This window comes from Pseudomonas sp. AIG (assembly GCF_977020205.1).
The window spans coordinates 40,128-57,325 of sequence record NZ_CDROCK010000021.1; the positions used below are offsets into that span (position 1 = coordinate 40,128).

Below are 17,198 nucleotides of genomic sequence, written 5' to 3' on the forward strand. Positions count from 1 at the left end.
TGGGAATGCAGCCCGTGACGCTCCGCGTCACTGGACGCGGAGCGTCACCAGAGGCATTACCACGCAGAGCGTGGGAACGATCAGGCATAAAAAATCCCCCGGTGGTGTTCAGCCCCGGGGGATTTTTTGTTGCCTGTCAGATCGTCTTCGCGAGCAGGTCGAATCGTCGCACCGTCGCTCCCACATGGGAATGCATTTCAAATGTGGGAGCGAGCCTGCTCGCGAAGGCCGCGACTCGGTATCAGCTCAGAGCTTGGCCGCAGGACGCCCAGGCTTCTTGGTCTGCAACAAATGCGAAAACACTGCGTGCAGATCATCCGACGCGCCTTCCTCGTCGAGGTTGAGCTTGCTGTCGATGTGATCCATGTGATGCATCATCAGATTCACCGCCAACTCACCGTCGCGTTTCTCGATCGCGTCGATCAACTGGGTGTGTTCGTCGTACGAACAGTGCGAACGGTTGCCGCTTTCGTACTGGGCGATGATCAGCGATGTCTGCGAAACCAGACTGCGCTGGAAGCTGATCAACGGTGCGTTCATCGCCGCTTCCGCCAGTTTCAGGTGGAATTCGCCCGACAGACGAATACCGGCGCCGCGATCGCCACGGGAGAAGCTGTCGCGTTCGTCGTTGACCATCTGGCGCAATTCGGCGATCTGCTCGGCAGTGGCGTGTTGCACCGCCAGCTCAGTGATCGCACGCTCCACCAGACGACGGGCGAGGAACACCTGACGCGCCTCTTCCACACTCGGGCTGGCGACGACCGCGCCACGGTTCGGCCGCAACAGCACCACACCTTCATGGGCCAGACGCGACAGCGCGCGGCGAATGATGGTGCGGCTGACCCCAAAGATTTCCCCCAGCGCTTCTTCGCTCAACTTGGTGCCGGGCGCCAGACGCTGTTCGAGGATGGCCTCGAAGATATGCGCGTAGACAATATCGTCCTGGGTTCCGCTGCGGCCGGCTTTGCCTGCTCGCGGTTGTTTCTTGAGGGGTTGCAACTGTTCGTTCATGGGCACTCGAGTCGGGAGAACTGCGGCGAATAGACCGTGACTGTAATACGGCACAGTAGGTCGCTGGCAAGTATCGCGTAAAAAACAGCGCGATTGTACACAATGAAAGGTGGCAACACGACTGTACGGCTGTTTGTGACTTCGGCTGTATTGCAACGATCCGTTACGATTGAGTTTAGGCTTGATCGCAGAATCCGCCGCCAGAACACCACCTCCCCTGTAGGAGCTGCCGAAGGCTGCGATCTTTTGACTTTGATTTTAAGAAGCAAGATCAACAGATCGCAGCCTTCGGCAGCTCCTACAAGGGTTTGCGTCATGGCGGACATCTTCATTGGTATAAGGAACACCGCCGTCATGAACGACGCCACCCAAACTCGACTCCGCCCACTGACCGACACGTCGCCGTCGGCGATAGTCGCCGGTTTCATCGCGATGATGACCGGTTACACCAGCTCGCTGGTGCTGATGTTTCAGGCCGGGCAAGCGGCAGGCCTGACCAGCGGGCAGATTTCTTCGTGGATCTGGGCGATTTCCATCGGTATGGCGGTGTGTTCGATCGGCCTGTCGCTGCGTTATCGCACACCCATCACCATCGCCTGGTCGACGCCCGGCGCAGCATTGCTGATCACCAGTCTGGGCGGTGTGAGTTATGGTGAAGCCATTGGCGCCTACATCACCTGCGCAGTGCTGGTGACGATCTGCGGGCTGACCGGAAGCTTTGAACGGCTGGTGAAAAAGATTCCGGCGTCACTGGCGGCGGCTTTGCTGGCAGGGATTCTGTTCAAGATCGGCAGTGAAATCTTCGTCGCCGCGCAGCATCGCACCGGTCTGGTGCTGGGGATGTTCTTCACTTATTTAGTGGTCAAGCGCCTGTCGCCGCGTTATGCCGTGCTCGCCGCGCTGCTGATCGGCACCGCCCTGTCGGGCTTCATGGGTCTGCTGGACTTCAGCGGTTTTCATCTGGAAGTGGCGACGCCGGTGTGGACCACGCCGCACTTTTCGCTCGCCGCGACCATCAGCATCGGCATTCCACTGTTCGTCGTGGCGATGACCTCGCAGAACATGCCGGGCATTGCCGTGTTGCGCGCCGATGGCTACAACGTCCCGGCCTCGCCGCTGATCACCACCACCGGTATCGCTTCACTATTGCTGGCGCCGTTCGGCTCCCACGGCATCAACCTCGCGGCCATCAGCGCAGCGATCTGCACCGGGCCGCATGCCCATGAGGATCGCAACAAGCGCTACACGGCAGCGGTCTGGTGCGGGATTTTCTACGGGATTGCCGGGGTGTTCGGCGCCACGTTGGCCGCATTATTTGCCGCGTTGCCGAAGGAACTGGTGCTGTCGATTGCCGCGCTGGCGCTGTTCGGTTCGATCATCAATGGTTTGAGCATTGCCATGACCGAGGTGAAGGAACGGGAAGCGGCGCTGATTACCTTTATGGTCACGGCGTCGGGGCTGACGCTGTTTTCCATTGGTTCGGCGTTTTGGGGGATTGTGGCGGGGGTTTTGACGCTGGTGATTTTGAATTGGCGCAAAGCTTAAGGTCAAAAGCCCCTCACCCTAGCCCTCTCCCGGAGGGAGAGGGGACTGACCGTGTTGGACGCGCGAGCTATACCAAGACGAGATCCCGAGTCGAACTCAAATTTTGAAAAGCCCATAAATCGGCTCCCTCTCCAGGGGGAGAGGGCTGGGGTGAGGGGCAGGCCCAGCGTACAACTCGAGCCGAACACCCAAACCCCAGACGAAAAAAAACGGCGACCCTCAGGTCGCCGTTTTTTTCAGTATCACTTAGCCGCGTTGATCGGCTTTTCCGGATACCAAACGTCCAGCAACGGGCTGACTTCATACTTGGTCAGCTCGGAGCGGGTTTTCAGCCAGGCTTCAACGGCAGCGCGCTGCTCTTCGTTGACCGAGCCACGCTTCTGCAGGCAAACCAGACCGAAGTCGTCGCCGCCAACATAACCCAGACCATTGGCTTCCATGGCTTCTTTGATGAAGGCTTCGAGGAAAGCGTCAATGGCTTCTTCGGACAAGTCTTCTTTGAAGTCCAGGTTCAGTTCGAAACCCAGCTCTTGAAATTCATCAACGCACAGTTTTTTGCGCAGACGCTGGGAACGGTTAGTCGCCATTGGAACAATCCTCATAAGTATTAACGGCCGGCACTTTACCAGTTTAAGCCGCCGATTGCCCGCCTCTCTGGCCCCTGAAGCCGACCGCCTGTAAAAAAATAACGTATTGGCCGGCCCCGACAAGGCACAAGCTGTAACACCTTGGGGCATAATGCCGACACTTTCATGACCGCTGAGGGCTTTTTCATCCATGTCCTCGTTATTTTCCCCTCGACTGTAGGGTTTTATTTCATATGATCAAATCGTTGCGTCCTCTGCTTCTCGCCGGCCTTCTTCTGCCGCTGGCCCTGCCTGTTTCTGCTGCCACCATCAACACCGCCCTCACCCCCAACGTCGAAAAAGCCCTCAAGGCCAGTAAACTGCAGCCCAGCGCCCTGTCGCTGGTGATGGTGCCGCTCGACGGCCCGGGCACGCCGACCGTGTTCAACGCCGACGTGTCGGTCAACCCGGCTTCGACGATGAAACTGGTGACCACTTACGCGGCGCTGGAAATGCTCGGGCCCAATCATCAGTGGAAAACCGAGTTCTACACCGACGGCGACCTCAGTGGCGGCATCCTCAACGGCAACCTCTACCTCAAGGGTGGCGGCGATCCAAAGCTGAACATGGAAAAACTCTGGCTGCTGATGCGCGACCTGCGTGCCAACGGCGTGACGCAAATCACCGGTGATCTGATCCTCGACCGCAACTTCTTCGTGCCGCCGGTGCTGCCGGAATTCAACGATGACGGCAACGACGAGAACAAGCCGTTCCTGGTCAAACCGGATTCGCTGCTGGTCAACCTCAAGGCTCTGCGCTTTGTCGCGCGCAATGATGGTGGCCGCGTGCTGATCTCGGTCGAACCACCGATTGCCAGCATCCACATCGAAAACACCGTCAAGGCGCTGCCGTCCAAGCAATGCACCGGCGGCGTGCGTTACAACCCGGTGCCGCAGGCCGATGGCAGCGTCAACGTGACCGTGGCCGGCCAGTTGGGTGAAGGATGCAGTTCGCAGACCTATCTGTCGCTGCTCGACCACGCGACCTACACCGCCGGCGCCGTGCGCGCGATCTGGAAAGAACTGGGTGGCAGCATTCAGGGCAAGGATCGCCTGGCCTCGACGCCGGGCAACGCCAAACTGCTCGCTCGCGCCTATTCGCCGGACCTGGCGGAAATCATCCGCGACATCAACAAATACAGTAACAACACCATGGCCCAGCAGCTGTTCCTCAGCCTGGGGCAAAAATTCCGCAACGATGCCGACGGTGATGATGCGAAAGCCGCGCAACGCGTCGTGCGCCAGTGGCTGGCGAAGAAAGGCATCACCGCGCCGCATCTGGTGATGGAGAACGGCTCCGGCCTGTCCCGCGCCGAACGTGTCAGCGCCCGGGAGATGGCCGCCATGCTGCAAGCCGCGTGGCACAGCCCGTATGCCGCCGAGTACATCAGCTCGCTGCCGATTGCCGGCACCGACGGCACCATGCGCAAGCGTCTGAAGACCACGGCAATGCGCGGCGAAGCGCACGTCAAGACAGGTACTTTGAACACTGTGCGGGCGATTGCCGGTTTCAGCCGTGATATCAATGGCAATACTTGGGCGGTGGTGGCGATCCTCAACGACAAGGCACCGTTTGGCGCATCGTCGGTGCTGGATCAGGTGCTGCTGGATCTGTACAAGCAGCCGAAACTGCCGCAGACCGCTTCGGTCCTGTAACGCAGTTCAAGCAACACCTCAGACCCCCTGTGGGAGCGAGCTTGCTCGCGAAGGCGTCAGTACAGTCGATATCTTCCTTGACTGTTCGGGCCCCTTCGCGAGCAAGCTCGCTCCCACAGGGGGAATCGCGTCGCGGCTTAGCTCATCTGCTCGACACGATCACGCCCGCGCTGCTTTGCCATATACACACCCGAATCCGCCCGCAACAACAGCGCATCCGCGCCCTCCCCCGGTCGCCAACTGGCGATACCGAAACTCGCCGTCACCACGCCGACCACATCCACCGGCGCACTGCGCAAACCCTGCCACAACTCAACCGCCAACGTGTGTGCATGCTCACCGTCGATGTCCGGGCACAACACCATGAACTCCTCGCCGCCCAATCGACAGAACACATCGGTACGGCGCAAACGATGGCCGATGCGCTCGCACACCGCTTGCAGCACCCGGTCACCGACAGCATGACCATACTGATCGTTGATGCGTTTGAAGTGGTCGATGTCGAGCATGATTACCGACAACTCGCCGCCGCCGCGCTCGACCCGGGCCATTTCGGTGGTCAGGCGCTCCTGAAAGTAGCGGCGGTTATGGATGCCGGTCAGCGAGTCGGTCACCGACAGCGCGCGCAGTTCTTCTTCCACGCGTTTCAAATCGGAAATGTCCGAGATATAGCCATGCCACAGCACACCGCCGCCCGGCAGTTCTTCCGGTGTCGCCTCGCCGCGCACCCAGCGCAGGCCGCGCTCGGGCAGTTGCACACGGTATTCCTCGCGCCATGGGCTGAGGCTGTCTGCCGATGCACGAATTGAGGAACGCACACGGATAACGTCCAGTGGATGAATGCGCGTGAAGATCGCCTCGGCGTTGAACAGCAGCACGTCCGGCTCCAGCTCGTAGATCTCGCGGATGCCGTCGCTGGCGTAGATCACACTGAAGCGCCCGTCGAATTCCATCTTGAATTGATAGATGCCGCCGGGCACGTGGGCGCTGAGCTTTTTCAGCAAGACATCGCGCGCCGCCAGCACCTCGTGCACCCGCTTGCGCTCGGTGATGTCGATGCAGATTGCCAGATGCCCGACCCACAGCCCTTGTTCATCGAGTACCGGCGTGGCGAGCATGTTCACTGGCAAATGACTGCCATCGCTGCGCACCAGCGTCCACTCCCGGGCTTCGTGGCCGCCGACTTCGCCGCCCTCGACCAGCATCGCGTGGCACGTCGGGATGGTCTTGCCGTAGCGCGCACTCAACTCCGCAGCGCGGGTTGTCAGCTCACGAGGCAGATGGAGGTTTTCCAGGGTCATGTGGCCAACGACATCGGCGTTGCTATAGCCAAGCATTTGTTCGGCGCCCGGATTGAAAGTATTGATCACCCCGCGCAAGTCTGTGGCGATGATTGCCACTTGCGTCGCCGCATTCAGCACGCCGCGCAACTGACCGTGGGTGCCGCGCAACTCCTGCTCGCTGGCGTGCAGTTCCTGCGTGCGCTGCTCAACCATACGCAAGGCGCGCTGACGCTGACTGACCAACACGTAGAGCAAGGCGCTGAGCAGCAGACTGAGCAAGCCGCCCAGAATGATCACGCTGCCGACCGACGAATGGTTGGCCTGAACGAACGCGTCGCTCGGCAGAATATCGACCTGATAATCATGATCGGCCATGCGCACCAGGCGCGTCGCGGACAGGTCGCTCGGTGCCGGCTCATTGGTCGACTCGAACAACACTTCGTGCTGATCATTGGTCGACAGGTCGAGAATGCGTACCGACAGGTAGTCATGGAAGGCGTCCGGTAAACCGTCGGCCAGTAACTGACGCATGCTGATCACCGCCATCACGTAACCAAACGACTGCCGCTCGCCATTACGACTCACGGGCGCCACCAGCAGCACACCGCGTGCATAAGACGGCTCGATACTGACCAGATGCATCGGTTGCGACACCGCCAGCCCGCCAAGCTTGTCGGCACGTTGCAGGGTGTCACGCCGCAGCGGTTGCGCCAGCAAGTCATACCCCAACGGTGAACCGAGCCGACTTTGCGTCTGACTGTAGAGCACTGGCACGTAGGCATCGCGCACGCCGGCCAGTTGCAACTCGCCCTGTGCATTCAGCTCACGGATCGTGAAGTTGCTCAGGCCTTCGTCGCGTACGCGCTGCTCGAATGCGGCGCGCTCGACCCCATTGACCTTGAGGGCAAACGAATAGGCCTGGGTACGCATCAATAAGGGGTGGGTGTAACCGTCGAATTCGGCGCGGGATACCGATTCGGAGTTGGCGAAGAAGCGGCGCAGGCCGTCGAGGCGTTGTTCCTGATCCTGAAAGCGTTCTTCGATGCGGGTGTAACGTTCGTTGGCCAGCAGTTGAAAACGCTGACGGGTTTGTTGCTGAAACTGATTGAGGGTGGCCCAGGCGAGCAGCCCCGTGAGAATCCCGCCGGCGAGCAATACCAGCAGCGCGACCAGCCAGGCCGAGACGTCTTCACTGATGAAACCCAGAATCTTTGGGCGCACGGGGTGCAACGACATAAAGACAACTCACACTACGCCAGCATTTACGGGAAAACCCCATTGACCGTGTGTGAGTTATAGCTATTAGCCACTAATTTAGCTAGCGCGGGCAGATCCACGGAGCCTTTAAAAATCAAGGCTCTGTGGATCCAATTGCGCAAAGCGTCAACGAGCCGTGATTTTCCAGGCGCGGTGGATCTTGGTGTTACGGGCGAAATCCGGATCAATGGTCTGCGCGCTGATTTCCTCGACCGCGTAACGCTCAGCGAGGTTTTCTTCCAACTGGAACTTGCGGAAGTTGTTGGAGAAATAAAGCACACCGCCCGGCGCCAGACGCGCCATGGCCAGGTCAATCAACTGTACCTGGTCACGCTGCACGTCGAAGATGCCTTCCATGCGCTTGGAGTTGGAGAAGGTCGGCGGATCGATAAAGATCAGGTCGTACTCGTCGCGGCTGCTTTCCAGCCACGCCATTACATCACCCTGTTCCAGACGGTTCTTGTCCGAGAAGCCGTTCAGCGACAGGTTGCGGCGTGCCCAATCAAGGTAGGTCTTCGACAGGTCGACGCTGGTGGTGCTGCGCGCGCCGCCCTTGGCCGCGTGCACGCTGGCGGTCGCGGTGTAGCAGAACAGATTGAGGAAGCGCTTGCCGGCGGCCTCTTTCTGAATGCGCATGCGCATTGGCCGGTGATCGAGGAACAGGCCGGTGTCGAGGTAGTCGGTGAGGTTGACCAGCAACTTCACGCCGCCCTCGCTGACTTCATTGAACTTGCCTTGCGCAGCCTGACGCTCGTACTGCTTGGTGCCGCTCTGGCGCTCGCGGCGTTTGACCACCACGCGGCTCTTGTCGACATTCAACGCCTGCGGAATCGCCGCCAGGGCGTCAAACATGCGCGCCGAGGCTTTTTCCGGATCAATGGACTTCGGCGCGGCGTATTCCTGCACGTGCACCCAATCGTGGTACAGGTCGATCGCCATCGCGTACTCAGGCATGTCGGCATCGTAGACACGGTAGCAATCGATGCCTTCGCGCTTGACCCACTTGCCCATCGCCTTGAGGTTCTTTTGCAGGCGGTTGGCAAACATCTGCCCGCCTTCGCTCAAGCGCGGCTGCTCGATCACTGGCGCCGGGGCTGGCGTCGGCTTGATCGGGTTGCCGTTCTTGTTGAACTTGCGCTCTTGCGGCTCGTCCGGGGTTTGATCGTAAGCCGCTTGCTCGCGCTCGGCCTGACGCTGTTCCGGGGTACGACGCTCGCCAGTGACGAACTGATCCGGCAGCACTTTGATCAACAGCAGTTTGCACGGCAGCGCGCCGTTCCAGAACGAATACTGTTTGTGGCTGCGGATGCCCATGCGCTTGCCCAGATCCGGCGCGCCGGTGAACACCGCCGCCTCCCAGTTCAGGCAGGCCTGACGCAGACGTTCGCCGAGGTTCTGGTAGAGGTAGAGCAGACTGGCTTCGTCACCAAGACGCTCGCCGTACGGCGGGTTGCAGATGACCAGACCTTTCTGGTTCTGATCCGGACGCGGCTCGAAGGTCGCGACTTCGCCTTGGTAGATCTTGATCCACTCGCTCAGGCCGGCGCGCTCAACGTTGTTGCGGCCTGGCTGAATCAGACGAGGGTCAGCTTCATAACCGCGAATCCACAGCGGTGGTTTGGCCAGACCGGCAGCGGCACGTTCAACGGCTTCTTCGTGAAGTTTTTTCCACAACGCCGGAACGTGACCGAGCCAGGCGGTAAAGCCCCACTGCTCACGACGCAGGTTCGGCGCCATATCAGCGGCGATCATCGCGGCTTCGACGAGGAACGTACCGACACCGCACATCGGGTCAGCCAGCGCGCCGCCTTCGGCAGCAATGCGCGGCCAGCCGGAACGGATCAGGATCGCCGCCGCAAGGTTTTCCTTCAGCGGCGCCGCGCCCTGCTGCAAGCGATAGCCGCGCTGGTGCAGGCTGTGGCCGGAGAGGTCGAGGGAGAGAATCGCTTCGCCGCGATCCAGACGTAGGTGAATGCGCAGGTCCGGGTTGAGCTTGTCGATCGACGGACGGTCGCCCTGCGGCGTGCGCAGTTTGTCGACGATGGCGTCTTTGACTTTCAGGGCACCGAAGTGGGTGTTGTCGATGCCGGAACCGTGGCCGCTGAATTCAACGGCCAGGGTGCCGTCGCTGAGCATGTGATCCTGCCACTCGATGTCGAGCACGCCGTGGTACAGGTCTTCGGCGTCCTTCATCGGGAAGCGCTTGAGCACCAGCAACACGCGGTTGGCCAGACGCGACCAGAGGCACAGGCGATAAGCGGTTTCCATGGTCGCCATGCCACGCACGGCGGAAGTGTGCTCGCGCGCTTCTTCAAGGCCAAGCCCGACGGCTTCCTCGATGAGCAGGCCTTCAAGGCCTTTAGGGCAAGTGAGGAAGAGTTCGAAACGGTCGGACATGGTATTTCCAGAGCCTTTGGCTAGTGAATCGGCAACGCATTGCCGATCCGGTTTTCAATCAGGCGCTTTTCTAAAAGAACGCCCGCGTGGCACGAAGGTGTGCCGTTCCATCCCCGCTGCTCGGGTTAAAAGAGCTTAGATGCCGGGACAGATAAAAAAGTTGATGCAACAAAAAGTCTTAAAGCGACCCTTCGTCGCTTTATACCCCAGCGCAAACGTGGGTCATTCTCACTAAAGAATTAACCCCATCATGCAGCGCGGGGCCGATCATACCGGGGTTTGCTGAAAAACCGTGCATGAAACCCGTCGTTACTTATGGCTGTAGCACTAATTTCGTTACGTCCTTATGACAAAACGATCATTCCCTCGGTGTGACTCATTGGTTAGAACTGAGCACAGGTTGACGTCGCAACGGCGTCAACACCTTGGCTCGCCACGCCGGCAGCGAGCCGCACCATGGCAGGTTTCTTCTGCCAGACCTCAGTTGAGGTCAACGCGACACAAAACAGTCAACAAGTGAGGGAAACACCCTATGAGAAGACTTAAGCGTGATCCGTTGGAAAGAGCATTTTTGCGCGGATATCAATATGGCGTTGGTGGCAAATCCCGTGAGCTTTGCCCATTTACTCTACCGTCGGTACGTCAAGCCTGGATTAACGGCTGGCGAGAAGGACGCGGCGACAACTGGGACGGTATGACCGGCACTGCGGGAATCCACAGACTCAACGAACTTCACGCCGTCGGCTGACACAGGGCATTAATTCCGACACGACAATCTGAATTTGTAACGACTTACCATGCACGTCCTTCCCGGACGGCGGGCTGCGGCCCAGGGGCTCCTTCGAGGAGCCCTTTTTTATGCCTGTCACATTATCTGTGCCATACACAAAACCTGTAGGAGTGAGCCTGCTCGCGATAGCGGTCTGTCAGTCGCTGATGAAGTGACCGAAAGAAAGCTATCGCGAGCAGGCTCACTCCTACAAGGGAACAGTGGTGTCTATGGATCAGCGCAAGGCGGCGATTGCGTCGACCGACTCACGAATCAGCGCCGGGCCCTTATAGATGAAGCCGGAATAGATCTGCACCAGGCTCGCACCCGCCAGAATCTTCTCAGCCGCATGCTTGCCTTCAGTAATCCCGCCGGCCGCAATGATCGGCAAACGCCCCGCCAACTCACCGGCCAGCACCTTCACGGTATTGGTGCTCTTCTCCCGCACCGGCGCACCCGACAAACCGCCCGCCTCGTCGCCATGCTCCATGCCTTCGACACCCACGCGGCTGAGGGTGGTGTTGGTCGCGATCACCGCGTCCATGCCGGTTTCGATCAGCGCTTGAGCCACCTGCGCGGTTTCTTCATCGGTCATGTCCGGCGCAATCTTGATCGCCAGTGGCACATGTTTGCCATGACGCAGGGCCAGTTCGGCGCGACGTGTGGCCAGATCAGCGAGCAATTGCTTGAGCGAATCACCGAACTGCAGGCTGCGCAGGCCTGGGGTGTTTGGCGAGCTGACGTTGACCGTCACATAGCTGGCGTGGGCGTAAACCTTGTCGAGGCAGATCAGGTAATCGTCGACCGCGCGCTCGACCGGCGTATCGAAGTTCTTGCCGATGTTGATGCCCAGCACGCCTTTGTACTTAGCGGCGGCAACGCGCGCCAAAAGGTTATCGACACCGAGATTGTTGAAACCCATGCGGTTGATGATTGCTTCGGCTTCCGGCAGGCGGAAGATCCGTGGCTTTGGATTGCCCGGCTGTGGACGCGGGGTCACGGTGCCGATTTCGACAAAACCAAAACCCAGTTGCGCGAAGCCGTCGATGGCCGCGCCGTTTTTGTCCAGACCCGCGGCCAGACCCACCGGGTTCGGGAACTCCAGGCCCATGACCGTCACCGGCTTCTTCGCCGGCGCCTTGCACAGCAAGCCGTTGAGGCCCAAACGCCCACCCGCGCCGATCAGATCCAGCGACAGATCGTGGGAGGTTTCCGGGGAAAGTTTGAACAACAGCTGACGGGCCAGGGTGTACATGGGCGGCGATGACTCGGGCGGCGAAAAGAGGCGGCGATTATAGCCGGGCATCGACCTGCGGCGCGAGGCACATGCGCAAATCGAGGTGGCTGGCATATGCCTTGCACTTTCATCGCTATCAGCTTGCGGGCCAATGACGGCTTGCAGGCAAGGACAATGGCGTCGTCCCGGGTTTTGCCTGCGCAAAGTCCGCGGCGGCGCTTTTTTTCGAGGTAGCGTTGGATGAATGAATCTTCGGCAGGGCCGCTGGCCTGGGTCAACGGCAGCGATGCCCCGGAAAAGACCGCGATCACCCTCGGTTTCATGGCGCTGAGCGACTGCGCCTCGGTGGTCGTCGCCGCCACGCAGGGCTTTGCCCAGCCTTACGGGTTGACCCTGAATCTCAAGCGCCAGAGTTCATGGGCGAATCTGCGCGACAACCTGGTCAGCGGCGAACTCGATGCCGCGCACAGTCTGTACGGACTGATTTACGCCGTGCATCTGGGCATCGGCGGCGTTGCTCCGACCGATATGGCCGTGCTGATGGGCCTGAATCAGAACGGTCAGAGCCTCAATCTCTCTCACGGCCTGCAGAACCTCGGCGTGACCAGTCCTGAAGCGCTGGATCGGCACGTGCACCAAAGCCGCGCAAAACTCACCTTCGCCCAGACCTTTCCAACCGGCACTCACGCCATGTGGCTGTATTACTGGCTGGCGAGCCAGGGCATTCATCCATTGCAGGACGTCGACAGCGTGGTGGTGCCGCCGCCGCAAATGGTCGCGCACCTGCAAGCCGGGCGTATCGACGGTTTTTGCGTCGGCGAACCGTGGGCGGCCAGCGCGGTGCGGCAGGATCTTGGCTTCACGCTGGCCACCAGCCAGACCATCTGGCCCGATCACCCGGAAAAAGTCCTTGGCTGCACCCGCGAATTTGTCGAGCAGTATCCGAACACCGCACGGGCGTTGGTGATGGCAATTCTCGAGGCCAGCCGTTTCATCGAAGCCAACCCGGAAAACCGCCGCAGCACCGCGCAGTTGCTTAGCGCGCCGGAATATCTCGATGCGCCACTGGCGTGCATCGAACCGCGTTTTCTCGGTGATTACGCCGATGGCCTCGGCAATCGCTGGCAGGATCCGCACGCCTTGCGCTTTCACGGCAACGGCGAGGTGAATCTGCCGTACCTGTCCGATGGCATGTGGTTCATGACCCAGTTCCGCCGCTGGGGTTTGCTGCGCGAAGACCCGGATTACCTCGCCGTCGCCCGCCAGGTTCAGCAGCTTGATCTGTATCGCAACGCCGCTACTGAGGTCGGTGTTGCCGCGTGGGGCACCGACATGCGCAGCAGCCAGTTGCTCGACGGCAAAGTCTGGGACGGCAGCGATCCCGCCGCTTACGCGCGCAGTTTCAAGCTGCACGCGTTGAACGACGACACTCCCCTTCTCGCCCGCCGCTGACAGGAGACCGCGAACATGTTGCGCATTCTGTTGATCAACGACACAGCGAAAAAAGTCGGACGCCTGAAAGCGGCACTGACTGAAGCCGGTTTCGAAGTCATCGACGAATCCGGTCTGACCATCGACCTGCCCGCGCGCGTCGAAACGGTGCGCCCGGACGTGATCCTGATCGATACCGAGTCACCGAGCCGCGATGTCATGGAACAAGTTGTGCTGGTCAGCCGCGACCAGCCACGGCCAATCGTGATGTTTACCGACGAACATGACCCGGGGGTGATGCGTCAGGCGATCAAGTCCGGGGTCAGTGCGTACATCGTTGAAGGCATTCACGCACAGCGTTTACAGCCGATTCTCGATGTGGCGATGGCGCGATTCGAGAGTGATCAGGCGTTGCGTGCGCAGTTGCAGGCCCGTGATCAGCAGTTGGCCGAGCGCAAGCGCATCGAACTGGCCAAAGGGTTGCTGATGAAGATGAAGGACTGCAATGAGGAAGAGGCTTACACCCTGATGCGGCGCCAGGCGATGAGCCGGCAGCAGAAATTGATTCAGGTGGCGGAGCAGATTATTGCCATGAGTGAGTTGCTGGGCTGAAAAGCTCTGGCTGCTTGAAAAGCCCCTCACCCTAGCCCTCTCCCAGAGGGAGAGGGGACTGATTGGGGGATGCTCGCGATGTACGCCGACCTGCAATTTCTGCTGTGAATCCATAATCGACTAGGTCTTTCAGGTCGATGTTTGGCGCAAGACACCTCGGTCAGTCCCCTCTCCCTCCGGGAGAGGGTTAGGGTGAGGGGCTTTTGATTTTCCGGCTGTTGGCACAAATCTCGCTAAGTAAACGCACAGGTAACCAACGGCGGTTGCCCCACCCACGACAAAGACGTCGCTCACCCGTTCGCCCAACCGGCGAATCAGGTAGCGGCGTTTTTGCGTTTTGGCCCCACAGCTCGGGGCCGGTGGTGCGGCCGTGGCGGCGCCCCACCTGCTGTTGCATGACTCCTTTCGAGACTCTTTTCAGCTGAGGTGCGCGATGAATTCAAGCTTCTGGAAATCCGGCCACACCCCGACCCTGTTCGCGGCCTTCCTCTATTTCGATCTGAGCTTCATGGTCTGGTACCTGCTCGGCCCGCTGGCGGTGCAGATCGCTGCTGACCTGCACCTGACCACGCAACAACGCGGCCTCGTCGTCGCCACGCCGATCCTTGCTGGCGCGGTACTGCGTTTCATCATGGGCATGCTCGCCGATCGGCTGTCGCCGAAAACCGCCGGGCTGATCGGTCAGGTCATTGTGATTTGCGCGCTGTTCGGCGCCTGGAAAATCGGCATTCATAGCTACGAGCAGGCGTTGATACTCGGCCTGTTCCTCGGCATGGCCGGCGCATCGTTTGCGGTCGCCCTGCCCTTGGCCTCGCAATGGTATCCACCGCAGCATCAGGGCAAAGCCATGGGCATTGCCGGTGCGGGCAACTCCGGCACCGTATTCGCCGCGCTGCTCGCGCCGGTGCTCGCCGCCGCGTTCGGTTGGAGCAATGTCTTCGGTTTCGCCCTGATCCCACTGATCCTGACCCTGATGCTGTTCGCCTGGCTGGCGAAAAACGCGCCTGAACGGCCGAAAGCCAAAGCCATGACCGACTACTTCAAAGCCTTGGGCGACCGTGACAGTTGGTGGTTCATGTTTTTCTACAGCGTGACTTTCGGCGGCTTCATCGGTCTGGCCAGCGCCCTGCCCGGCTACTTCAACGATCAGTACGGCTTGAGCCCGGTGACCGCTGGCTACTACACCGCAGCCTGCGTGTTCGGCGGCAGTTTGATGCGGCCATTGGGTGGCGCCCTGGCTGATCGCTTCGGCGGCATCCGCGCGCTGCTGGTGATGTACACCGTCGCTGCCGTCTGCATCGCTGCGGTCGGTTTCAACCTGCCAAGTTCCTACGCCGCGCTGGCACTTTTCGTCTGCACCATGCTCGGTCTGGGCGCTGGCAACGGTGCGGTTTTTCAACTGGTGCCGCAGCGTTTTCGTCTGGAGATCGGCGTGATGACCGGGCTGATCGGCATGGCCGGCGGCATCGGTGGTTTTGCCTTGGCGGCCGGCATGGGCGCGATCAAACAAAGCACCGGCAGCTATCAACTGGCGTTGTGGTTGTTCGCCAGCCTTGGCGTGTTGGCATGGTTTGGCCTGCACGGCGTCAAGCGTCGCTGGAGAACCACCTGGGGTTCGGCAGCCGTGACGGCGGCGCGGGTCTGAGGCGTCGATGGCCCTGCATCTGAGTTTCGCCGAAGCCAGCGCCACCGGCCCGCGCGCGGAGAATCAGGACGCTTTGCGTTCGGTGACACCGGCTCCGGCGCTGGCGGCGAGCAAGGGTTATCTGTTCGCTATCGCCGATGGCGTCAGCCAGTGTGCCGATGGTGGACTGGCTGCGCGTTCGACCTTGCAGGCCCTCGCGCTCGACTACTACGCCACGCCAGAAACCTGGAGCGTGGCCCAGGCGCTGGATCGCCTGCTGCTCGCGCAAAATCGCTGGTTGCAGGCCAATGGCGGTGGTCAGCCGCTGCTCACCACGGTCAGTGCCTTGGTCATGCGCGGTCGGCGCTTTACCCTCGCCCACGTAGGCGATTGCCGGGTGTATCGTTGGCACGCCGACAGTTTGCAACGGATCTCTGAAGACCACGTCTGGGAGCAGCCGGGCATGCAACATGTGCTCAAGCGTGCGCTGGGGCTGGATCAGCATCTGGTGCTGGATTTTCTCGACGGTGAACTGCGTGATGGCGAAAGCTTTGTGCTGCTCAGTGACGGCGTCTGGTCGATGCTGGGTGATACCGCGATTGCCGCGATTTTGCGTGATCAGCGGGATCTGCACAGTGCTGCGCAGACGCTCGTTAACGCGGCACATCTGGCGGGCAGTCAGGACAATGCCAGCGCTTTGCTGGTGCGCGTCGATGCGGTGGGTGAAGCGAATATCGGCGATGCATTGATTCATTTGCAGCAGTGGCCGTTGCCGCCAACGCTGAAGCCCGGCCAATCCTTCGAGGGCTGGCAGGTTCAGGGGATTGTCGCTCAGAGTCAGCAATCACTGCTTTATCGGGTGGTCGACGGACAAGGCCAGACGTGGTTGCTGAAAACCTTGCCCTCGCGTTCCAACGACGATTCCCACGCCGGACAGGCGTTGCTGTCCGAGGAATGGTTCCTGAAACGCGTGGCCGGCCGCCACTTTCCTGAAGTCCATGCCTGCCAACAGCGTCAGCATTTGTACTACGTGATGCGCGAATATTCCGGGACGACACTGGCGCAACTCGGGCATCTCCCCTTGGCTCAATGGCGAGACATCGCCGAGCGTCTGCTTCGCGCCGTAGGGCTGCTGCATCGGCGGCAGATCTTGCACAGGGACATCAAACCGGAAAACCTGCACATGGGCGACGACGGCGAATTGCGTCTGCTGGATTTTGGCTTGGCGTACTGTCCCGGCCTGTCCGAAGACGCGCCGTCGACGCTGCCCGGAACCCCGAGTCACATCGCCCCGGAAGCATTTCGCGGCGATCCGCCGAGTGCGCAACAGGATTTGTATGCAGTCGGCGTGACCCTGTACTTCCTGCTGACCGGGCATTTTCCCTATGGCGAGATTGAAGCGTTTCAACGGCCGCGCTTTGGCCTGCCAGTGAATGCCAGTCGCTATCGGCCGGATTTGCCGGAATGGTTGGCGCAGAGTCTGGAGCGTGGCGTGGCGGCTGATCCGCAACAACGGTTTGAGACGGCTGAGGAATGGCTGCTGGTGCTGGAACAGGGCGAGCGGCGCAGTTTGAGCGTGCGGCCTCGGCCGTTACTGGAGCGTGAGCCGTTGAAGGTCTGGCGGACGATGGCGTTGGTGGCTCTGTTGGGGAATCTGTTGCTGCTGATTTTGTTGTTTCACAGTTGAACCGCATCGCGTCATTCGCGAGCAAGCTCGCTCCCACAGGGGATTCGTGTCGTTCGCTAACCCC

General features: G+C 60.4%; 12 protein-coding genes. 7 read left to right on the plus strand and 5 right to left on the minus strand.

All coding sequences use genetic code 11. The features are described 5' to 3' along the window. Window positions 1-246 precede the first annotated feature (246 nt). Entirely contained in the window at window positions 247-1,011 is a 765-nt protein-coding gene (locus ACWR1S_RS14040) for a GntR family transcriptional regulator (protein WP_007918375.1), read from the minus strand. 354 nt (window positions 1,012-1,365) lie between these two features. Between ACWR1S_RS14040 and ACWR1S_RS14045 the strand changes: the two genes are divergently transcribed. Beyond that, window positions 1,366-2,556 (plus strand): benzoate/H(+) symporter BenE family transporter, encoded by a 1,191-nt coding sequence (locus ACWR1S_RS14045; protein WP_454563920.1) that lies wholly within the window; start codon window positions 1,366-1,368, stop codon window positions 2,554-2,556. Window positions 2,557-2,798: 242 nt separating this feature from the next. Here the strand turns inward: ACWR1S_RS14045 and ACWR1S_RS14050 are convergent, their stop codons facing one another. Continuing rightward, window positions 2,799-3,143, minus strand: a complete 345-nt coding sequence (locus tag ACWR1S_RS14050; RefSeq protein ID WP_007916365.1) for a YggL family protein — start codon at window positions 3,141-3,143, stop codon at window positions 2,799-2,801. Between the two features lie 233 nt (window positions 3,144-3,376). On the opposite strand from ACWR1S_RS14050, the gene dacB reads away from it, so the two are divergent. After that, window positions 3,377-4,837, plus strand: coding sequence for a D-alanyl-D-alanine carboxypeptidase/D-alanyl-D-alanine endopeptidase (dacB, locus tag ACWR1S_RS14055; RefSeq protein ID WP_454563921.1), 1,461 nt, complete (start codon window positions 3,377-3,379; stop codon window positions 4,835-4,837). 137 nt (window positions 4,838-4,974) lie between these two features. On the opposite strand, the gene ACWR1S_RS14060 is transcribed toward dacB, so the two are convergent. Further along, window positions 4,975-7,356, minus strand: coding sequence for a sensor domain-containing diguanylate cyclase (locus tag ACWR1S_RS14060; RefSeq protein WP_454563922.1), 2,382 nt, complete (start codon window positions 7,354-7,356; stop codon window positions 4,975-4,977). A gap of 147 nt (window positions 7,357-7,503) precedes the next feature. Then, window positions 7,504-9,774 carry a bifunctional 23S rRNA (guanine(2069)-N(7))-methyltransferase RlmK/23S rRNA (guanine(2445)-N(2))-methyltransferase RlmL gene (gene rlmKL / locus ACWR1S_RS14065; RefSeq protein WP_454563923.1) on the minus strand — a complete coding sequence of 757 codons (2,271 nt, stop codon included), beginning with the start codon at window positions 9,772-9,774 and terminating at the stop codon, window positions 7,504-7,506. Between the two features lie 532 nt (window positions 9,775-10,306). Between rlmKL and rmf the strand changes: the two genes are divergently transcribed. Next, window positions 10,307-10,522, plus strand: coding sequence for a ribosome modulation factor (gene rmf, locus ACWR1S_RS14070; RefSeq protein ID WP_003223300.1), 216 nt, complete (start codon window positions 10,307-10,309; stop codon window positions 10,520-10,522). Between the two features lie 256 nt (window positions 10,523-10,778). Here rmf and ACWR1S_RS14075 read toward each other — a convergent pair whose 3' ends face one another. Then, a complete protein-coding gene (locus tag ACWR1S_RS14075) occupies window positions 10,779-11,798 on the minus strand; it encodes a quinone-dependent dihydroorotate dehydrogenase (RefSeq protein ID WP_034152862.1) in 1,020 nt (339 codons plus the stop codon). 222 nt (window positions 11,799-12,020) lie between these two features. Here ACWR1S_RS14075 and ACWR1S_RS14080 point away from each other — a divergent pair, with 222 nt between their 5' ends. From ACWR1S_RS14080 to ACWR1S_RS14095, 4 genes are all read left to right on the plus strand, one after another. Next, window positions 12,021-13,232, plus strand: a complete 1,212-nt coding sequence (locus ACWR1S_RS14080; protein WP_454563924.1) for a CmpA/NrtA family ABC transporter substrate-binding protein — start codon at window positions 12,021-12,023, stop codon at window positions 13,230-13,232. 15 nt (window positions 13,233-13,247) lie between these two features. Beyond that, a complete protein-coding gene (locus ACWR1S_RS14085; protein ID WP_007916390.1) occupies window positions 13,248-13,823 on the plus strand; it encodes an ANTAR domain-containing response regulator in 576 nt (191 codons plus the stop codon). A 433-nt stretch (window positions 13,824-14,256) separates the two neighbouring features. Beyond that, a complete protein-coding gene (locus ACWR1S_RS14090) occupies window positions 14,257-15,468 on the plus strand; it encodes a nitrate/nitrite transporter (RefSeq protein ID WP_454563925.1) in 1,212 nt (403 codons plus the stop codon). 7 nt (window positions 15,469-15,475) lie between these two features. Continuing rightward, entirely contained in the window at window positions 15,476-17,134 is a 1,659-nt protein-coding gene (locus ACWR1S_RS14095) for a protein kinase domain-containing protein (RefSeq protein ID WP_454563926.1), read from the plus strand. Window positions 17,135-17,198: the final 64 nt, after the last annotated feature.

Excerpts from the sequence above, each read along its gene's own strand:
- ACWR1S_RS14050 (WP_007916365.1), bottom strand. The coding sequence starts at position 3,143 with ATGGCGACTAACCGTTCCCAGCGTCTGCGCAAAAAACTGTGCGTTGAT.
- rmf (WP_003223300.1), top strand. The coding sequence starts at position 10,307 with ATGAGAAGACTTAAGCGTGATCCGTTGGAAAGAGCATTTTTGCGCGGA.
- dacB (WP_454563921.1), top strand. The coding sequence starts at position 3,377 with ATGATCAAATCGTTGCGTCCTCTGCTTCTCGCCGGCCTTCTTCTGCCG.
- ACWR1S_RS14095 (WP_454563926.1), top strand. The coding sequence starts at position 15,476 with ATGGCCCTGCATCTGAGTTTCGCCGAAGCCAGCGCCACCGGCCCGCGC.
- ACWR1S_RS14085 (WP_007916390.1), top strand. The coding sequence starts at position 13,248 with ATGTTGCGCATTCTGTTGATCAACGACACAGCGAAAAAAGTCGGACGC.
- ACWR1S_RS14045 (WP_454563920.1), top strand. The coding sequence starts at position 1,366 with ATGAACGACGCCACCCAAACTCGACTCCGCCCACTGACCGACACGTCG.
- rlmKL (WP_454563923.1), bottom strand. The coding sequence starts at position 9,774 with ATGTCCGACCGTTTCGAACTCTTCCTCACTTGCCCTAAAGGCCTTGAA.
- ACWR1S_RS14060 (WP_454563922.1), bottom strand. The coding sequence starts at position 7,356 with ATGTCGTTGCACCCCGTGCGCCCAAAGATTCTGGGTTTCATCAGTGAA.
- ACWR1S_RS14075 (WP_034152862.1), bottom strand. The coding sequence starts at position 11,798 with ATGTACACCCTGGCCCGTCAGCTGTTGTTCAAACTTTCCCCGGAAACC.
- ACWR1S_RS14080 (WP_454563924.1), top strand. The coding sequence starts at position 12,021 with ATGAATGAATCTTCGGCAGGGCCGCTGGCCTGGGTCAACGGCAGCGAT.
- ACWR1S_RS14040 (WP_007918375.1), bottom strand. The coding sequence starts at position 1,011 with ATGAACGAACAGTTGCAACCCCTCAAGAAACAACCGCGAGCAGGCAAA.
- ACWR1S_RS14090 (WP_454563925.1), top strand. The coding sequence starts at position 14,257 with ATGAATTCAAGCTTCTGGAAATCCGGCCACACCCCGACCCTGTTCGCG.